Source organism: Okeania sp. SIO2C9 (assembly GCF_010672455.1).
Lineage (GTDB): Bacteria > Cyanobacteriota > Cyanobacteriia > Cyanobacteriales > Microcoleaceae > Okeania.
This window is the reverse complement of sequence record NZ_JAAHGO010000010.1, coordinates 217,442-236,577: the sequence shown is the minus strand read 5'-3', so window position 1 is coordinate 236,577 and position 19,136 is coordinate 217,442. Positions and strand designations below refer to the sequence as shown.

Sequence of the window (19,136 nt, the reverse complement as noted above, 5' to 3'; positions counted from 1 at the left end):
TTCTAATATTTGGTTCATCAAAATAATTGGGTCTAAAACTTTGCCTTTTAAGCCACATCAAAAATGGTGCGTTATGCTCCACTTCTGAGAAGTTGTTTAGATAATACATATTCTTTTTTTCCCTCTGTTAAGTATTTATAAGCATAGATAATACTCTTATTTATATCCATAAACTCCTGAAAAAGCTAAAAAATCAAATCTGATAACTGTTCACTGTAAAAGGCTGATAACTGATAACTGATAACTGATAACTGAAATGACCAGGACTAACAATTTCTACTGCTAAAATAGGAGCAGAATCTAAAATAGCAGTAGTCATATTTTTGAGTAATTCTGTTTGTTCGGAAGTAATAATTGTTAAGTCGGGAATGCGAGATTTATTAATAGCTGTTCTAATGCCGATATTTCCTGGCATTACCTGCCAAGGAGCATTTATTCTGATAATTTCTCGATAAAATTCCTGAAATAAAAAAGTCAAAATTAAAGCATCAATTCCACTAGGAGGTGTCAAAGATATAAGTTCTCCATTCACTAATTCATATTTATTATCTGTACTATCTTGATATTGCGAATATTCAGCAAAGGTGTAAATTTTTGCTTTAGTTTCAATCATTTATCAGTCATCAAGAAAGTTAAATTGAAAACGTAGGGGTTTGGTCTCCAAACCATCTCCTAACCAGACTCCAAAACCTCCAAACTCCATAAATATTTGAGGTTTAATTAAGTTATTTTTTTCCTTCTTCCTTCCTCCTTCTTCCTTCTTCCTTCTTCCTTCTTGCCAAAAATTAATTTGCTCCACCATAATAGGAACATAATAAATAGGCAGCAGCACCAACCACTCCTCTGCTGGTATGGTAAACTTTACAACCTCCATTATTATAAACATTACCGTTATTATCTACCCAACCAACTGCATGATTATAGTTATCATAAACTTTGCCGTCTGTACCTGCATATCCTAGATAATAATGACTAGAATTATAAACATTACGACCTTTTAAATAACCTTCATAATGACCATAAGGATACCTGCTTGTATGTAGATAAATACTGCCAGAATCATTTATAGTTGTATATGGAGAACTGTCATTATAATTATATGCAGCAGCGGTGGATGAATTAAATTCCAAATGATGACTAGATAGACTCATATTTTGACTCTCAAAAGTATGAGAACTTAAACTTAAATTGTTTTGCTCTTGCTGAAAGTTAGAAATTTCTGGTAATGGAGATTGAGAATTTACTTCAAAAAAATCTATGCCAAAATCTTGATTTATGCCATCCGGGGTTGAGGATAAATCATCATTGTTAAGTAAACCAGAATTGTCACTAATACCACTGTCTTGATTTGCCAAATTATCCGATGAACAATCATTTTGAGCCAAGTCTGGATTTTCTCCTAAACCCATATTGAAATTTTGATAGTCGAACTGTTGTTGCTGATGGAAACTATCAGTCAAATTCTGGTTTAAGTCTTGATTTATCTCATCCAGAGTTGAGGATAAATCATCATTATTAAGTAAACCAGAATTGTCACTAATACCGCTATCTTGATTTGCCAAATTATCGGATGAAAAATCATTTTGAGTCAAGTCTGGATTTTCCCCTAAACCCATATTGAAATTTTGATAGTCGAACTGTTGTTGCTGATGGAAACTATCAGTCAAATTCTGGTTTAAGTCTTGATTTATCTCATCCAGAGTTGAGGATAAATCATCATTATTAAGTAAACCAGAATTGTCACTAATACCGCTATCTTGATTTGCCAAATTATCGGATGAAAAATCATTTTGAGTCAAGTCTGGATTTTCCCCTAAACCCATATTGAAATTTTGATAGTCGAACTGTTGTTGCTGATGGAAACTATCAGTCAAATTCTGGTTTAAGTCTTGATTTATCTCATCCAGAGTTGAGGATAAATCATCATTATTAAGTAAACCAGAATTGTCACTAATACCGCTATCTTGATTTGCCAAATTATCAAATAAATTGTTCATAGTATGACTGGCTAAATAAATAGAATGGTTATATTTATAGCAAAGAAAGAGTTGGTTAGGACAGAAATTAATAATGAACCTGAGACAGAGAAAAGCTTTTACCAAATAATTAAGGTTTAAAGCCTCTCTTTTAAAGGAGAAACAAGAAAAATTTTCCTTTTAGTCAATCCTCTTATTTTCAAGGAAAGGTAATTATTAATTATTAATTATTGAACACTGTTCCCTGTTCCCTGCTATACTTAACTAGCTATCAGCTTTTCCGTTCCGGAATGCGACCCTTGCCAGCATTTAGCTGGAGCGCTAAAAATTCGAGGTTTTAAGTTCCCCACGCTTATTTGAAAAAATTAGTGGTACGCCTTTTATGAGGGTTTTAATCTCCCATTATACATATTGAAAAGCTGACTGCTGATAGCTGAGTGCTGACTGCTACTTCAAACTAAAGCTTTTAATAAAGTCTGAAGTTTTAGTTGAACTTCTGCTAATTCTTTCTCTGGTTTTGAACCAATAACTATGCCTGCACCTGCAAAAAGTCTGGTGCGGTCTCCGTCTATTAATGCTGACCTAATACCTACAACAAATTCCCCATTTCCTTGATAGTCTATCCAACCTATAGGTGCTGCATAAAGCGATCGCTCGAAAGTTTCAAAATTATGTATTTGTTGTTGAGCAGTATCTCTCGGAACTCCTGCTACTGCTGGGGTGGGATGTAGCTCTGCTAAGATTTCTAATAGATGAATATTTTGGGAAATTTCTGCTGTAATTGGTGTCCATAAATGCTGAATATTTGACAATTGTAGTAGATGGGGTTGAGATGGGTAATGAGGATTTAATCCTAAATCTTGGAGATGTTTAATAATAAAATCTATGACAAATTGATGTTCTCGTAAATCTTTTTCACTGCATAATAAATTCTTGGCTAATTTGACGTCTTGAGTGGAGGTTTTACCTCTGGGTGCTGAACCTGCTAAAGCGTCTGTAATTAATTGGTTATTATTAATACTAATTAACCTTTCTGGACTTGCGCCTATGAATTTTTGACCTTTGCCATTACTGGTAGAAAATACATAGCAGTCTGGATAAATGAATCGTAAGTTATTTAAAGACTGAATTAAGTTAACAGGGGTTTGAGAATATATGTCTATGGCGTGGGCTAAAACTATTTTTTTTAAAGAATTTGAGTTAATCAAATCTAGGGCTGAAGCTACTGATTTTTTAAAGTCTTGTAAATGATTTGGATTAATTTTCCGAAGATTTCCGCGAGGCTTGATTAAACTTGATAAAGAAGTATTATTTATTTGAGTAATTTGCTGGTATTTCTGCCAAATTATCTGGGAAATATTTTTAACATTTATGGAGGTAGTGATAACTGTATTAATAACAAGTATATGGCAATTATTTTTCTGAGTTATTTGCCACTGTGGCAAAAATATAGTTGCGGAAGGAAAGTGAGAATTTATAGATAGTTTTTCCCGATAATTACCATTTTGAGAAACATCTAGATTGATAGGGGAATCTTGTTCAAAAAAAGTAAAACTACAAAAAAAGTGAGGACCTGAAAATGGTAAATGTGTTGCACCTAAAACAATTGTATTGTTAAGACATGACTGAATAAAAGATCGAGCTTGTGAGAAACGGTTCCCACTCGTAACAGTAAAGTGAGTCGCAGCATCCACAGCAGCGATCGCTAAGGTATTTTTTTCAGTATTTGTTTTTCCAATAACTTGTTTTTCTAGATAAAAATGTAGTTGATGGGGTTCACAAATTTCCTGCAATACTGCTAGGGGATCTACTGGTAATATTTCCACAGAAATACTAATGACTTTTTTCTGCACCTGTTCCGTTAATGTCTGTTGACAATTTAACAGAAACTGATGCAGGTCTTGGCAGCTTTGAAATAGATTAACAGAAGTAGGTATTACAGGCATGAAAACTAATGAATAGGAAACTTTCACTGAATATTAAGAGAGAGTGATTGGTAGGACTGTTCAATTCCTAAAGGCGGCCCAATTTATCCCCTAGTTTTAATTAAAATTATCACCTTTATTTACGTTAGACCCCATGTTTATTGTCAAAATTAAATCTTTTTCCTTCCTTTTCTTTGTGCTTCTCTTTCCTGTTCTCTTTTTGAGACTTTTACATATTGTTAGCCCTAGGATATTGCCAAGAGCTTTAAGTTTGGTTTTACCGTATTTAAGATATAATAGCAGTCCTAAGTAAGTAGGTATAAATAAATATCAAATATCAAACTAAATTACAGGTATGAGGTAGGGTGAAAAAAATTGCTTAATTCCTTGTTTAATAAAGATTTTCTATAAACTCTTAATTTCACCTACCTACTTAACTCTTTTTTGGGGGTTGCACATTATGGAATGATATTATACATCTCCAGAAAAGAGGCAGCAGGCAACCGGAAACAGGCAACCGGAAACAGGCAATAGGGATAAATAATTGATAATTTATGGATAATAATTGATTTTATTTTTGATTTTTACGCCTATTTATATTGCCAAAAATTAGTCGATAATTTGACTCTAAAAAACCTAATATTAATCATTCTAGCAATTCTCAAATCTAAAATTATGTTCATCAAAAATGTCAAATCATTCGTCACTGTGCAACGCCCTTTTTTGTCAAAAATCTCAAAATAGATAAAAAGTCTAAACTCTTACCTTTTCTAGAGCTATTGCCTAATTCCAAGATATTTTACACAACGATTCCGAGAACTGCTATGTAAGTCATAGAGGATTATTTAGGCAAGCATCAAGGCCAAATCCAATCAAATGTAAAGGAATAATAAATTACATTATTTTTTGTTAAATTTTCTGCATAACTCGGAAATTAAAGTCTTCACAGATGAACAATTGTTGTTAGCAAAAAATATTTATGAAGTATGTTTATCATTATCTATACTTAGGGTTGAGAAGTTTGTCACAACTGATTAAACTATAGCGTTTCTCAAGTTACTGAGGTATAGTTGTTTTTCTTCTTTTCTATTCCCTACTCCCTAAAAATTACGAATTTTGTACCTCATCAGCATGGGAATTGCTATATGACAATCAACGTAAGCATTCCGCTATTAGTAGTCAGCTATCAGCAATAATACCCTACTTTTAAGGACATAGTTTAAATGAATATAGACTTTAACGACTTTTGTAGTAAGATTAATTATAGCTCAATTAATACAGCTTTAAAGCCACACGAAAAGCAATAGCTGATAGCTGATAGCTGACGGCTGTTTGCGCAGCATGACCTAGGAAATGCTTACCAATCAACTCACATAACTATTACCAAAATCTCAAGATTAATTATCAAATTAAGATGACATTTCAAACAATAAATCAATCTCAAAAAAAATTATGGCTAGCTGCCATCAAACCACCTATGTATAGTGTAGCGATTATGCCTATATGGGTGGGAACTGCAATAGCTTTCTGGGAAAAAAATTCGATTAATTGGTCGATTTTTTCAACATTTATTACATCAGCAATTTTCATTTTAGCCTGGGAAAATATTAGTAATGATATATTTGATTCAGAAACAGGTATCGATAAAAATAAACATCATTCTTTAGTAAATTTGACAGGAAATAAATCTTTGATGTTTGTCCTGGGTAATTTATTTTTACTATTGGGAATTTTAGGAATTTCAGGAATTAGTTGGTGGCAAAAAGATGTAACGGTAATTGGATTAATATTGTTGTGCTGTTTTTTGGGATATATTTATCAAGGTCCTCCTTTTAGATTGGGATATCAAGGCTTAGGAGAAATTCTCTGTTTTTTTGCTTTTGGTCCGTTGGCAATTTCTGCTGCTTATTATAGTCAAACTAAAAATTGGTCAATGATAAGTTTGACCGCATCAATAATTATTGGAATTACTACTACTATTATTCTCTTTTGTTCTCACTTTCACCAAGCAAAAGATGACTTAGCAGCAGGGAAGCGATCGCCTATTGTAAGAATGGGAACTAAAGCAGGTTCTCAATTATTAAGTTGGTCTTGTGGTATTGTTTTTGTACTGATTTCTATCTGTGTAGGTTTAGGAATTTTCCCAGCTTGGACTCTGTTAAGTTTTGGTGGTTTACCATTTGCTATTCAGTTATGTCGCCATGTTGGTAATTATCACGACCAACCAGAAAAAGTTAGTAACTGTAAATTTATTGCTGTTTATCTACATTTTTTTAGTGGATTATTATTTGGTTTGGGATTTATTATCTAAACATGGGATATGAGGAATTATTAATAATTAATTATTAATAATTAATTATTACCTCTCCTTTAAAAGGGATAGGATTGACTAATAATAAAAAATTTTCTTTATTATCCCCTTAAAAGGGGAGGCCTTCAACCACAATTTTTCGGTAACAGGGAAAAATGGGAAAAATATTTCCCTGTTTAAGATTTATCATCACTCTTACTTTTTAAGCAACTCAATATTTTCTATAGCGTTTCTCAGTCTAATGGGGTACACAATCTTTATTTGTCTTCTATTCCCTATTCCCTGTTCCCTATTCCCTAAAACCAACGAATTTTGTACCTCACTCTTCTTGGGAATTGCTATATATAATTTTCTGCCCAAGGAAAAAGACAATCCTCAGAATGCTTAACAATATGTTACAATTAGTAAAGCATGATAATCTATAGCACTTAAAAATTAGGTGTTGTACTTAGAAATAATTTGTGAACAGGAATATTAAAAGTATGGTTAATAAAGTTCAAAAAAGTGAAAAAGAGTGGAAAGAACAACTCACACCAGAACAGTTCAATGTAACTAGAAAAAAGGGAACTGAAAGACCATTTACAGGGGAATATCACAACAATAAAGAAAAAGGAATATACAAATGTGTTTGTTGTGGTGCTGACTTATTTAGTTCGGAAGAGAAATATGATTCTGGTACAGGTTGGCCGAGTTATTGGGCACCGATTAATGAGGATAATATCAAAGAAGAAGCTGACTGGAGTTTATTTATGCGAAGAACAGAAATTCTCTGTAGTAATTGTGATGCTCATCTCGGTCATGTTTTCCCTGATGGTCCTCCACCAACTGGATTGCGTTATTGTTTGAATTCTGCTGCGCTGAAGTTTGTTAAATCTGAATAAGTAATTGAAAATTATAGCGATATATCTACCACCTTAATTTAAGGAAAGGTAAAGCTGTTGCTATAGAATATATACAGCAGATGTCAGGTTTATGAGGTACAGTAAAAAAATTTGTCAACCAGTTTAAAAAATGCTGGTAGTTTATCAAATCAATGACTGTACTTCATTTACTTGCAATCTGCTTGGTTCTGCTTTGTCTGAAGATTTATTTGTGATTTGATGAAGGATAGAAAACTATTTCAGGAAACTTATAAGTTATAGCACGACAGTAAAAATTTGGGTAGTCCTAAAGATTTAATAGATATCTCTGGAAAAGAGGGAGTAGGGAGTAGGGAGCAGGGGGGAATAATTGATAATTTATGTGCGATAATTGATTTTATTTTTTATTACTTGAGATGTCTAATGTATCGGGATATTAGTTGTGATATCTCTTTAATTTCAGGAGGTAAAGTGCAAAAATCATTTGCTTAAAATAGTCTCTATGGGAAAAAACTTTATACTTTCTTCTCAAGCTATGAAGTATATCAATATGCAAGGGTTCAAAGTCGTTGTTAGTAACTTAAAAAACTGTCTAAAATAAAAGTTGCAACTGACTAAAACAAAGATATATCAAAAAAAATGTTAAGAAACGGTTGACAATTCAAGTATCGCAGCGATAATCTAAAATTATAAAATTCTTAACAGGAGAAAGCACAATGAAAAAAGAAAAGAAAAATCTTCTACCTCAACTATCTGAACCAGTCCAGCGACAAATAACAAGTCAAGAAGTAACAGCTAGAAGTTCAAATAATGGGATAGCTTCATCTTTCTATGGTATTCAGGAGCGTGGTGATGGAGTTTACTTAACTTTTGCAGGAGATGATGCAGAGTAGAGGTCTCAAATAATTGCATATCTCAGAATACTTCAAGATTTTTTCTCTAACTTTATCAGTTTTCATTGATGTTAAATAATGCAAAAGTAAATGAGTCTAGAGAAAAATAACAAAGGTAGTAAAAATTAAATATCTGTGAATAATCTACCGACCATTCTTACCCTATCTAGGGTTTTTTTTTGAAAAAATTGACAGAAATATTTCGTTATTATCAATTCAACTATTATTTAACAGGTAACACTAATAAGCCTGTTATTCTATTACTACATGGATTTATGGGAAGTAGTAATGATTTTTTCGATTTCATTCCCCAATTATGTGAATATTTTTGTTGTCTAACAGTTGATTTACCTGGACATGGGAAAACTATAGTTACTGGCAGTGATGAGTATTACGATATGGAAAATACTGCCATAGGATTGATTCATTTATTGGATGAGTTGAAAATTGATCAATGTTATTTATTTGGTTATTCAATGGGTGGCAGATTAGCTTTATATATGGCAATTTATTTTCCCACTAGATTTGAGAAATTAATATTAGAATCAGCATCGCCAGGATTAAAGACTGAAGTTGAGCGATCGCTCCGTCGTCAATCAGATTTAAAGTTAGCTAATAAGTTAAAAAATAGTAATTTTCAAGAATTTTTATCTAATTGGTATAGTCAAGCATTATTTAAATCTTTGAGGCAAAATCATAACTTTGAGAAAATTATAGAAAGACGGTTAGAAAATAATCCATTGGAATTAGCAAGGTCTCTCCGAAATATGGGAACAGGCAATCAACCTTCTCTCTGGGAGAAGTTATCAAATCATCAGATTCCTACTTTATTAATGGCGGGAGAATCTGATGATAAATTTCAAGGTATTAATTTAAAAATAGTAGAATTATGTCAGGTTGCTCATCTGAAAATAATTCCTGAATCTGGTCATAATATTCACTGGGAAAATCCTCAAAAATGGATTGGAACTCTGATAAATTTTTTGCTAGAAGGAAGGAAAAAGAAGTAGTAGCTCAAGTAGGGCTAAACTTCATAGAAACTATGAAGTTAGTTACCGAGGTTATAACGTAAAAATATTTACTTAGTCGAAGATATTATTCTCGTAAAAAGTACCCTTTTCCACCCTAATATAATTTTATAAATACAGATTTAGCAGTTGCTTCATCTAAACCAATAGCTCGGCAAAATTGTATGTATTCAGATTGAGAAATAGTTCCATCATTATCCGCATCAAGGATACTGAAAATAGTATTAGCTTTAGCAGTATGAGATTCCTGCATTTCTCGTGAATTAGGAAAATTATCAACAGATACCTCGACAACTTTTAAGTATTCCTGAAGACTAACTTTTCCATCACCATCAATATCGGCAGGTTGCCAAAAATTTATCCAGACAGACTTAAACTTAGCAAGAAGATTTTCAAATTCTAATGTTCCAGGTTGCCAGTCTCGCAATTGAGCAAGATTTTTTGCCCACCTTTGTAAGTCTGCTTCTTCTACATAACCACTACCATCAGCATCATATACATAAAAATTCTTAGTGTGTTTTTTCGCCAAAAACTCGGTAAGCATTTTTTTCCCTTTGAGAAAGAACAAGATAGGTATGTCACGACTATAATTGATTGTAAAGTAATTTTCAATAGTCAGATTTAAAATTAGCTGATCAATTGAAAATATAAGGATGATTGTGATTTTTAGGTAAATAAATTAGACACTAAAAATACAACTTTTATAGATGTGGTCTAATCTAATTAAAACTGCTATAAATTTTATCCTTACCTTGCAATAAAAAGGCAAAGAGGTTAAATTTTTCAAAAAAAACCTTCCCCCAAAAATTATGTACTATCAACTTTTATAGATGTAGTCTAATTTAATAAACACTACTATAAATTTTATAGCAGTCACCAAGGTGCTTAGGACATAAAAGACAAACATAGCTATCGTCTCTATGAGATGGTCTAATAATTTGATACTTTTCTCTGTCCTAACCGCTGTAGCAGTTGCTATATAGTCATTCCAATTAAGATTGAGACACTTAACCTTGATATATAGTGCTGCGCGCAGGCAACAGGCAATAAGCAACAGCTCATCTGGGGGAATAAAAAGCTTACAATATAAGATTTTTAGCTATTGGACACCTCCTGCAATTTGTAAATATGCCAGCGCACATAGATATAATCCTTAAAAATAAGGGATTTATCCGTCTCATTTTTATTTGAAACTACTATACCTTGCAAAACATAGACTAGGAGGTTGAATTTTCAAAGAAAACCTTCCCCAAAAATTATGCAGTACCAACTAAAATTTTTCCTCTACAAAAGGAACTTCAAACAACCCCTAAAAACCAGTCATGGTATCTGGAATATTAGAGAAGGAGTTATTTTGCAACTAACCAACAAAACTGGAAAAATAGGTTTAGGTGAAATTGCTCCTTTAAGTTGGTTTGGCTCTGAAACTTTGTCGGAAGCTTTAGATTTTTGTCACCACTTACCAACAGAAATCACAGTAGAAACAATTTTATCTATTCCTGAAAATTTACCTGCTTGTAAGTTTGGTTTTGAGTCAGCTTGGGAAAATTTGAGGGAAAGAGAAATAGACAAGAAAGAAGAATTAAAAAGCTCTAATTGTTACAGTGCTTTATTACCAGAAGGAGAAGCAGCTCTAGAAGTTTGGCAGCCACTATGGCAAGAAGGATATCGTACTTTTAAATGGAAGATAGGAGTTAGTAAAATTAAAACGGAACTCCAAATTTTTCAGCAGTTAGCTAAAGCACTTCCTACAGAAGCAAATCTCAGATTAGATGCTAATTGTGGATTAACTTTTGAGGAGGCAAAACAATGGTTAGAAATATGTGAAAATCTCAATTTAATTGAATTTATAGAACAACCTTTACCTGTTGATAAATTTGAGGAAATGTTGAAATTAAGTCATCAACACTCGACCCCTATAGCTTTAGATGAATCTGTTGCCAACTTCAGTAAAATGCAACAATATTATCAACAGGGTTGGCGAGGAATATTTTCGATAAAACCTGCTATTTTTGGTTCGCCTTCGCAACTCCATAATTTTTGCCAAAATCATACTATTGATATGGTTTTCTCTTCAGTATTTGAAACAAAAGTTGGTAGAAAATCAGCACTACAACTCGCGACAGAATTACAACCAAATATACTTAAAAATCGTGCTTTTGGTTTTGGAATTACCCATTGGTTTGATGAACAAGAAGAAATATGGCAGTAAGTATTTCCTCCGGAATCCTGCGCAAACAGCTATTAGCGAGCAGCTCTCAGCTTTTTAATTAATGAAGTAAAAATTCGTTACTACGACTCGCAACATAATTACAACAAAATCTACTCAAAAATCGCGCCTTTGATTTTGGAATTATCCATTGATTTAATGAGCAAGAAGAAATATGGCAAGACAATTTATGAACCAAATTTTTAACTATCTGAGTACAAATAGTTATTGACTAATTGGTAATAAGTAGGTAGGTCTAATTAAACGTTAAAAAAATTGTAGGGGCGGGTTTAATCGAAAGCCTGGAGGTAAGAGCATCTAGTTCTCAAAACCCTCCCTCTAATATTGCGTTTATTTATGCTCACTTACTTAAAAGTAGTGATATTTATTCCATTGAATATGTGAAACAAAAGTTGGTAGAAAATCAGCACTACGACTCGCGAAATAATTACAACAAAATCTACTCAAAAATCGTGATTTTGGTTTTGGAATTATCCATTGATTTAATTAACAAGAAGAAATATGGCAAGATATCTGAGTACAAATAGTTATTGACTAATTGGTAATAAGTAGGTAGGTCTAATTAAACGTTAAAAAAATTGTAGGGGCGGGTTTAACCGAAAGCCTGGAGGTAAGAGCATCTAGTTCTCAAAACCCACCCTCTTTATTACATTGAGTATTTGAAACAAAAATTGTTAGAAAATCAGCACTATGACTGGCGACAGAATTAAAAACAAATCTACTCAAAAATCGCGCCTTTAGCTTTGGAATTACCGAATAATTAATAATTAATAATTAAATAATTCGTAAGCATTTCCTGCGGACTGCTGCGCAAACAGCTATTAGCTGTCAGCTCTCAGTTCTCATGAGGGGGTTTTAATGAATATAGAATGTTTTAGCCAGCTTTTATAGTAAGTATCAATTCTGACTCAATTAGTACAGCTTTTATCTAAAACTAAAAGCAATAGCTGATGGCTAAATTATGACGGCTGAATGCTTACAATAATTCTGGTTTAAAGCCTCCCCTTTTAAGGAAAAAAAGCGGTCGTTTGCGGAGCATGACCTTAGGATGGGATGGCGAGGTCTCCCGCTCTTGACAGAGCCGCTGCGCTAACGCCATATCCAATCGACCAAGAGAAAAGAAATAATATTTCCTTATATTCAATTCCGTAACGGTTTTAACCAGGGGTAATTATCAATTACCAATTAATGAACCATTGATTTAATGAACAATAAGAAATATGACAAGACAATTTATGAACCAAATTTTTAACTATCTGAGTACAAATAGTGATTTACTGATTAGCAATAAAAGTATTGATATCTATTCCATTAGTCAAAAAAAGTTTGAATACTTGAGCAAAAAATTTTACCCAGAATCTGCACCAAAGATATTTATATCAGAAGCAAAACCAACAGAATTTATTACCAGTTTCATTGCTGCTGTTGCTACTGGTTTTCAAGTCTTTCTATGTAATCCAAATTGGGTTAAACAAGAATGGGAGCAAGTATTAGAATTAGTACAACCAAACATAATTTTTGGAAATACTCCCGACGAAAATTTTCTGGGGTCATATATGGAAAAAAAGAATGTTTATCCTCAAAATAGCATCTCTATAAAACCAATACATACTAATAATAATACCAAAGAATTTTTTCCAAAAAATTTGATTATGATTCCTACTGGTGGCTCATCTGGAAAAGTTAAATTTACCATTCACACATGGGAAACATTAATAGCATCAGTAGAAGGGTTCCAAAAATATTTTCAAGTACAACAAATTAACTCATTTTGTGTTTTACCCTTATATCACGTCAGTGGCTTAATGCAATTTATGCGCTCCTTTACGACTGGAGGAAATTTAGTAATTTTGCCATCATACAAAGAAATTTTTGACAAAAAGGAATGGAATATTAATTCCGATAAATTTTTTATTTCCCTAGTACCAACTCAGTTACAAAAACTGATACAAAATTCAGAAACAGCCAAGTGGTTATCTAATTTTCAGACAGTGCTTTTAGGTGGTGCTCCTCCTTGGCAAGAATTATTTGATACAGCCAGAAAATATCAGATTAGATTAGCACCTACTTACGGAATGACTGAAACTGCTGCTCAAATTGCTACTCTTAAACCGGAAGATTTTTTGACAGGAAATAATAGCAACGGTCAAATTTTACCCCACGCAGAAATTATGATTAAAAGTGAAAATGGGAAGATATTAGGCAAAAATAAAATTGGAATTATTAACATCAAAGCTAATTCTTTAGCATTAGGGTATTATCCCAATTTATTTAATCCTTCTGAAACTTTTATGACGGATGATTTAGGATTTTTGGATAATCAAGGTTGCTTAAATATAGTAGGTCGTCGTAGTCAAAAAATTATTACTGGTGGGGAAAATGTTTTTCCAGCAGAAGTAGAAGCAGCTATTTTAGCAACTGGATTAGTTACTGATGTTTGTGTAATAGGTTTACCCGATAAATATTGGGGTGAAATTGTGACTGCTGTTTATATTACTGATGACTTAGAAGTTTCTGTAGAAAAGTTTATTACTGCTATTAATGGAAAATTGAGTAAGTTTAAACAACCTAAATATTGGGTTAAAGTTGAAAATTTACCTCGTAATTATCAGGGTAAAATTAATCGTGAATTGTTAACAAAAATAGCAATCAAAAAAAATAATATTAGCAATTATGAATAAGTAAGTGAGCTTCAATAAGTATAAAATAGAAAAGTAGTTAAAAAGAGCGATATTGCTACGCAACGCGACCGCAAACGCCATATATCAGCTCGTCTCACAATGTCAGCATTCAGCTATTAGCATTTCCTACGGAATGCTCCGCAAACAGCTTTTGAAGCTAATAACTTACTAAAGTTAGCTAATGACCTTTTTATTTCCTGCGGAATGCTACGCAAACATAAGTTTTAAGTCTCTTTGGAAACTAATTCCTCCTTCGGTGTAATAGTAAGTTCATAGCTGATAGCTGATAGCTGATAGCTGAATGCTGACAGCTGAATGCTTACCTCACAATTCAACTAATAAAATTAGAAATGAATAAATATATTAGGAATATATGAATCAAACAAAAGCTTTAATTATCCTTGTTCAATAGGAAGCTTGAACAAAAGACAGCTTAAAAATGAAATTTAGTAAATATTTGGGATAAAGAGGCAGAAAAGGCGTAAAAATATCGAAAAAAAAATAAAATATACAAATATACAGTGATTGTTATGAATAATTATTTAGCACATACAAGTAGTTTAATTAAAGCTAAAAGGAAAGAATGGGAAGAGAAAGGATGTAAGCATTCAGCTATCAGCTATTGCTTTTAGTTGACGATAAAAGCTTTATTAATTATCTTATTAGAAAAGTTAGCTTCTTTGCCCTTAAAGTCTATATTCATTTAACACTATCCTATATGGGGGAGTCTTGTTGCTGAAGTCCGCAGTTCCTCCGCAGGAGGCTAACTGACAGCTAATAGCTGAATGCTTATGAAAGGATTATATCTGTTTTTTTCCCAACAATTAACTCCAGAATTAAATTTAATAGAAGCAGAATGGCATCAAATAAAAACTCATAAAATTGTCGACAGAATGTTTGAAAATGAATATGATTTAGCGCTCGGCAATAAAAAAAGTCTTTGTCAAAGAAGTTCTGCTAAAAAATATCAATTAAAGCAATATAGCAATCATATTTTATTCTTGCCCAAAATATTGCTGCTTTTTGGAAATAGAGAATGGGCAATGGGCAAAAGTTTTGGGGTTTATTTCTAGTTTTTGAATTTTTATACCATTTCTCCATGAAGTTGCACTTAATATAAAGATGAGAATAGTCAGTTTAATAAGGTCTGAGCAATAATTATTAAGCGCATTGTTACAGAGAAATGGTATGACAACCTATTTAGGATTGCTATATAAATTTAACTCTAATTGCTCAAAGATAAAGACACAAAAATATCTATATTTTTAACTTTTATTTGGGGCAAACCATTTAGTATTTATGAGTAACAATTCAGTTATTATACCAAATTGAAATGAAGCTGCATAGAATAATACTTAAAGCACAATTGACTGTAGATCAACGTAGATAAAGATAGATCAATGAATGAATTTTGTAATTCTATGCAACCTCATATAAAATTGGTATTAGCATTCGGTTTTAACATAATCTTGTTCTTGACTAAGCAAAATTATTTAATCCTAAACCTATAGCTATAGATAATTAAATATCGCTCAAAATTATTATTTTTTAATAAATTAAATCTATTATTAATTCCAGGTAAAATAAACTAATGAATATCAAATTATCATCCTAGAAACTGAGCAATTAAAAAAATGACTACTCAAACAGATTCACAAACTCTACTAACTCCCTTAATAATGGGAGATTTAACCCTAAAAAACCGAGTTGTCATGGCTCCAATGACTAGATCGCGAGCAGGTACAGAACGAATGCCCAATGCTATGATGGCCGAATATTATGCTCAACGAGCTGGGGCAGGTTTAATCATTTCAGAGGCAACTGTCATTTCTAAACAAGCTAATGGCTGGGTCAATTCTCCAGGCATTTACTCAGACGAACAGACAGAAGCTTGGAAACAAGTTGTAGATGCTGTCCATAGCAAAGGTACTCCTATATTCCTTCAACTTTGGCACTGTGGACGAGCTTCTCATAGTAGCTTTCACGAAAATGGTCAATTGCCAGTAGCTCCTTCTGCTATTAGGTTGAATCAAGAATACGTTCATACTCCCATTGGCAAACAACCATTAGAAACTCCTCGCGCTCTAGAAACAGAAGAAATTCCACGAATTGTAGAAGATTATCGTTTAGCTGCCGAACGTGCAAAGTCTGCTGGTTTTGATGGAGTAGAAATTCACGGAGCAAATGGTTATTTGATTGACGAATTTCTACAGTCAAAAACCAATCATCGGAGCGATCGCTATGGGGGCAGTCTGGAAAACAGATTTCAGTTTCTCAAAGAAATTGTAGAGTCTATTTTAACTGTTTGGCCTGCTAATAGAGTTGGGGTCAGAATTTCTCCTAATGGTAATTTTAACGATATGGGTTCGCCAGATTTTCGAGAAACTTTTGTTTATGTTGCGCAACAGTTAAATAATTATGGGTTAACTTATCTTCACGTTATGGATGGTTTAGCTTTTGGTTCTCACGAATTAGGGAAACCGATGACTTTGACTGAGTTTAGAGAGGTATTTACAAGTTCACTGATGGGAAATTGTGGATATACTCAAGAAACTGCTGGAACAGCAATTCAAGCTGGAAATGCCGATCTAATTGCTTTTGGACGACCCTTTATGAGTAATCCAGATTTAGTAGAACGTTTTACCAATGGCTATCCTCTTAATCCACCTGCTGATGTAAAAATTTGGTATTCATTTGACAAAGAAGGATATATTGATTTTCCCACTTATCAACAATCCCCAGTATAAAGTTTCTTAGTTTAGTAGATAAGTACCTGGCAAAAATCTATTGAAAATTATATTATTCCCCCTTTGTCAGCTATCCCTTACCCACATCTTTCTTCACATAAAGCTTGACAAAATAGACGAGTTATGCTTAAGTATTGGCTCGGCTTTTTCGGGAGAAAAATGTATGGGAAAATATATTTTTTTTGACAACTTCAGTAGTTTTACTTAGCTACTATGATTTTTTCTCCTTTCTCCCCTGCTCCCTGCTAACCTTCCCCTCCTGGGAGGGGTTAGGACAGTCTGCATTCACACACCAATTATTGCCTGTTCTATACAAACCACACTGTCTTGATGCAGTCGCTCATGGGGGAAACCCCCTTTGGCGGCGCTGCATCGCTTTATTCTTTTTCCTGATGGTTTCCAATCATTGGCCCGTAGGGTCGGTGCTGGTGCTCGGAACCTGAGTCCGAGCACCAGCACCGAGTTTTTCACCATAATTAGGTAGATTGTCACCATCTAAAGAAAGAAACGGGCAGACCGAAAAGTTATTGTAGTGTCGTGTCAAGCTAAAAATAGGGTAATAGGAAAATGGCAAAATCTATATAATACATTGTTTTTATCGAAAATTCTAATACAACATTTAAAGCTTGACACGAAAATAGGTAATAATAGCACAGGAAAACTTTAGAAGTCTTGTCTAAACGAATCGCTTGTTTTCATCCCCCGGTTAAAACAGGGGGCCTTCAACGTCGCTTTTCGGTAAATATACAATTAATCTTACCGAATAATTAAGGTTTAAAGCCTCTTGTGATTTGAAGAAATAAACAAAAAAATCCTGTAAGCATTTCCTTTCCTGGTGGTTATGTCGCGGAGCGTTAACGGAGTTATGTGTTGACACTCCACGGGTTAAAACCGCGTGGATTCTGACGGTTGTAAAAACAGGGGATAAATCCACCTGTTTTTACTTCTCATCAGTTAAGGGACTGTCATTGACCCCTACCTCTGAATCAACCATGCCGAGATGGGGAGATGGGGAGTGTGGGGAGTGTGGGGAGTGTGGGGAGTGTGGGGAGTGTGGGGAGTGTGGGGAGTGTGGGGAGATCAAGACACCTAGAAACAAAAATCTATTACACAGTTTTAGGCGTTTCACGCCACTACAGTGGTGGTAGTGGTGCATTGTAATAGTACAGTGGGAGCATCTTGCTCCCGTTCTAATTTTCCTCCTCTCCCTTCTTCCCTCCTGACTCCTGTACGTCGCCAATCCGGCGACTCCCCTACCTGACTCTTGACTCCTCCTACTTACTCACTAAATTCCAGAAATAACCATCAGGCGCGACAAAAGAAAAACTTTGTTCGCCAAATTCGTTATCAACAATATCTGTAACTTCCGTTGCTGCTGAATTTTTAACTCGGTCAAAATAATATTTTATATTATTAACTCGATAAGTATACAAAGACATTCCTAAGCAACCTGGTCGCGATCGCTCAAAATAACTTTCCAAGTTCATTGCTTCAGGAAATCGAATAATATACATTCTGCCAGAGCGTGCCTCCTGCCAATTTATTGAGGACCGTGGATCGTCAAAAGTTGTAACTCTAAACTTTTCCCCCGGTTGCAAATCAAAAATTTGTCTAGCTGCTTCCGAGCTTTCATAAGTAGTTTCATCATCATCCCGCGTTCGTAACAAACCTAATACATCCTCGTAAAATCTCAATGTTTCTTTGCTATCATCTTGCACCACCATACCTGCATGGGTAAATTGGCTGCTTTTGAAAGTACAGTTATGATTAATTTTGCCATATTCGGGCACTGTATAATTGAAGCGTTGAAACAATACCTGACGTGTTAATGGTTGCAGTAACATCATTTCCCGCACTCCCACTGCTGGATCGATAAACGGGCGACCTTTCTCCGTTTTGTAAATTATTTCCCATTGGGGAAAAGTGTATGTAATTGGTAAACCAGCTAAGTAGGCATCTTCAACATGGTTAAGAATATTCAAAACATCTGTAGTTAAAGTTGTCCCCCAACGGTTGCCCAAAACTTTCATTGATGTCATTTCTAAACCTTCATTAGTGGGGTTTTCCCAAGCCATGAGGCGAATAAAACCATGATCTACATCTGGGCGATCGAGTCGAATTGAGCGCAGATTAGAATTGACTCCATATAAATTTTTCACTGTGGAAGCAGTTAATTCTCCTGTTTGCCCGATGCGATAGCCAAATTGTTGCCAATATTGAATCATTGCCAAGGTTTCGGTGATACCTATACATACTTCGTAGATGCCTTTAATGGTAGGATTTTTTTGCATATTTTTTATTGGTTATATCGTTTTTGGGGAATAGGGAAGAGGGAGTAGGGAAGAGGGAATAGGGAAGAGGGAATAGTCAAGACTTACGCAAAATATCAAATTATACAACACCTGGCCGTTCGCCCCTACTCCCCCACTCCCCCACTCCCCCACTCCCCTACTCAATAAGCAGCTTCACCAAAAGTCTAACTTCT

At 33.9% G+C, this 19,136-nt stretch carries 15 protein-coding genes; 8 read left to right on the top strand and 7 right to left on the bottom strand.

Annotated features, from left to right (window positions below; genetic code table 11):
• Nucleotides 1-193 precede the first annotated feature (193 nt).
• From F6K23_RS09900 to F6K23_RS09885, 4 genes are all read right to left on the bottom strand, one after another.
• Nucleotides 194-613 (bottom strand): Uma2 family endonuclease, encoded by a 420-nt coding sequence (locus tag F6K23_RS09900; RefSeq protein ID WP_293154080.1) that lies wholly within the window; start codon nucleotides 611-613, stop codon nucleotides 194-196.
• A 3-nt stretch (nucleotides 614-616) separates the two neighbouring features.
• Nucleotides 617-802 carry a hypothetical protein gene (locus F6K23_RS09895; protein ID WP_293154077.1) on the bottom strand — a complete coding sequence of 62 codons (186 nt, stop codon included), beginning with the start codon at nucleotides 800-802 and terminating at the stop codon, nucleotides 617-619.
• Nucleotides 786-1,997 carry a hypothetical protein gene (locus F6K23_RS09890; protein WP_293154074.1) on the bottom strand — a complete coding sequence of 404 codons (1,212 nt, stop codon included), beginning with the start codon at nucleotides 1,995-1,997 and terminating at the stop codon, nucleotides 786-788. The genes F6K23_RS09895 and F6K23_RS09890 overlap by 17 nt, the downstream gene beginning before the upstream one ends.
• A 431-nt stretch (nucleotides 1,998-2,428) precedes the next feature.
• On the bottom strand, nucleotides 2,429-3,922 hold the full coding sequence (locus F6K23_RS09885; RefSeq protein ID WP_293154139.1) for an isochorismate synthase MenF: 1,494 nt from the start codon (nucleotides 3,920-3,922) through the stop codon (nucleotides 2,429-2,431).
• Between the two features lie 1,393 nt (nucleotides 3,923-5,315).
• Between F6K23_RS09885 and menA the strand changes: the two genes are divergently transcribed.
• The 4 genes from menA (at nucleotide 5,316) to menH (ending at nucleotide 8,975) form a co-directional block, all read left to right on the top strand.
• Entirely contained in the window at nucleotides 5,316-6,212 is an 897-nt protein-coding gene (gene menA / locus F6K23_RS09880; protein ID WP_293154071.1) for a 2-carboxy-1,4-naphthoquinone phytyltransferase, read from the top strand.
• 482 nt (nucleotides 6,213-6,694) lie between these two features.
• Complete coding sequence (msrB, locus tag F6K23_RS09875; protein ID WP_293154068.1) at nucleotides 6,695-7,093, top strand: peptide-methionine (R)-S-oxide reductase MsrB; 399 nt, start codon at nucleotides 6,695-6,697, stop codon at nucleotides 7,091-7,093.
• Nucleotides 7,094-7,788: 695 nt separating this feature from the next.
• Complete coding sequence (locus F6K23_RS09870) at nucleotides 7,789-7,965, top strand: anacyclamide/piricyclamide family prenylated cyclic peptide (protein WP_293154065.1); 177 nt, start codon at nucleotides 7,789-7,791, stop codon at nucleotides 7,963-7,965.
• A 188-nt stretch (nucleotides 7,966-8,153) separates the two neighbouring features.
• Nucleotides 8,154-8,975, top strand: coding sequence for a 2-succinyl-6-hydroxy-2,4-cyclohexadiene-1-carboxylate synthase (gene menH, locus F6K23_RS09865; protein WP_375340748.1), 822 nt, complete (start codon nucleotides 8,154-8,156; stop codon nucleotides 8,973-8,975).
• A 115-nt stretch (nucleotides 8,976-9,090) separates the two neighbouring features.
• On the opposite strand, the gene F6K23_RS09860 is transcribed toward menH, so the two are convergent.
• Entirely contained in the window at nucleotides 9,091-9,537 is a 447-nt protein-coding gene (locus tag F6K23_RS09860; protein ID WP_293154062.1) for an EF-hand domain-containing protein, read from the bottom strand.
• A 714-nt stretch (nucleotides 9,538-10,251) separates the two neighbouring features.
• On the opposite strand from F6K23_RS09860, the gene F6K23_RS09855 reads away from it, so the two are divergent.
• From F6K23_RS09855 to F6K23_RS09840, 4 genes are all read left to right on the top strand, one after another.
• Entirely contained in the window at nucleotides 10,252-11,205 is a 954-nt protein-coding gene (locus F6K23_RS09855; protein ID WP_293154059.1) for an o-succinylbenzoate synthase, read from the top strand.
• Between the two features lie 1,253 nt (nucleotides 11,206-12,458).
• Nucleotides 12,459-13,904 (top strand): 2-succinylbenzoate--CoA ligase, encoded by a 1,446-nt coding sequence (locus F6K23_RS09850; protein ID WP_293154056.1) that lies wholly within the window; start codon nucleotides 12,459-12,461, stop codon nucleotides 13,902-13,904.
• Nucleotides 13,905-14,695: 791 nt separating this feature from the next.
• Nucleotides 14,696-14,977 carry a hypothetical protein gene (locus tag F6K23_RS09845; RefSeq protein WP_293154053.1) on the top strand — a complete coding sequence of 94 codons (282 nt, stop codon included), beginning with the start codon at nucleotides 14,696-14,698 and terminating at the stop codon, nucleotides 14,975-14,977.
• Nucleotides 14,978-15,538: 561 nt separating this feature from the next.
• Nucleotides 15,539-16,651 carry an alkene reductase gene (locus F6K23_RS09840; protein WP_293154050.1) on the top strand — a complete coding sequence of 371 codons (1,113 nt, stop codon included), beginning with the start codon at nucleotides 15,539-15,541 and terminating at the stop codon, nucleotides 16,649-16,651.
• A 285-nt stretch (nucleotides 16,652-16,936) separates the two neighbouring features.
• Here F6K23_RS09840 and F6K23_RS09835 read toward each other — a convergent pair whose 3' ends face one another.
• A complete protein-coding gene (locus tag F6K23_RS09835) occupies nucleotides 16,937-17,110 on the bottom strand; it encodes a hypothetical protein (protein WP_293154047.1) in 174 nt (57 codons plus the stop codon).
• Nucleotides 17,111-17,925: 815 nt separating this feature from the next.
• Nucleotides 17,926-18,942, bottom strand: a complete 1,017-nt coding sequence (locus F6K23_RS09830; RefSeq protein ID WP_293154044.1) for a VOC family protein — start codon at nucleotides 18,940-18,942, stop codon at nucleotides 17,926-17,928.
• Between the last annotated feature and the right edge of the window lie 194 nt (nucleotides 18,943-19,136).

Excerpts from the sequence above, each read along its gene's own strand:
- F6K23_RS09855 (WP_293154059.1), top strand. The coding sequence starts at position 10,252 with ATGCAGTACCAACTAAAATTTTTCCTCTACAAAAGGAACTTCAAACAA.
- F6K23_RS09845 (WP_293154053.1), top strand. The coding sequence starts at position 14,696 with ATGAAAGGATTATATCTGTTTTTTTCCCAACAATTAACTCCAGAATTA.
- F6K23_RS09885 (WP_293154139.1), bottom strand. The coding sequence starts at position 3,922 with ATGCCTGTAATACCTACTTCTGTTAATCTATTTCAAAGCTGCCAAGAC.
- F6K23_RS09890 (WP_293154074.1), bottom strand. The coding sequence starts at position 1,997 with ATGAACAATTTATTTGATAATTTGGCAAATCAAGATAGCGGTATTAGT.
- menA (WP_293154071.1), top strand. The coding sequence starts at position 5,316 with ATGACATTTCAAACAATAAATCAATCTCAAAAAAAATTATGGCTAGCT.
- F6K23_RS09840 (WP_293154050.1), top strand. The coding sequence starts at position 15,539 with ATGACTACTCAAACAGATTCACAAACTCTACTAACTCCCTTAATAATG.
- F6K23_RS09870 (WP_293154065.1), top strand. The coding sequence starts at position 7,789 with ATGAAAAAAGAAAAGAAAAATCTTCTACCTCAACTATCTGAACCAGTC.
- F6K23_RS09830 (WP_293154044.1), bottom strand. The coding sequence starts at position 18,942 with ATGCAAAAAAATCCTACCATTAAAGGCATCTACGAAGTATGTATAGGT.
- msrB (WP_293154068.1), top strand. The coding sequence starts at position 6,695 with ATGGTTAATAAAGTTCAAAAAAGTGAAAAAGAGTGGAAAGAACAACTC.
- F6K23_RS09900 (WP_293154080.1), bottom strand. The coding sequence starts at position 613 with ATGATTGAAACTAAAGCAAAAATTTACACCTTTGCTGAATATTCGCAA.
- F6K23_RS09895 (WP_293154077.1), bottom strand. The coding sequence starts at position 802 with ATGGTGGAGCAAATTAATTTTTGGCAAGAAGGAAGAAGGAAGAAGGAA.
- F6K23_RS09860 (WP_293154062.1), bottom strand. The coding sequence starts at position 9,537 with ATGCTTACCGAGTTTTTGGCGAAAAAACACACTAAGAATTTTTATGTA.
- F6K23_RS09850 (WP_293154056.1), top strand. The coding sequence starts at position 12,459 with ATGAACCAAATTTTTAACTATCTGAGTACAAATAGTGATTTACTGATT.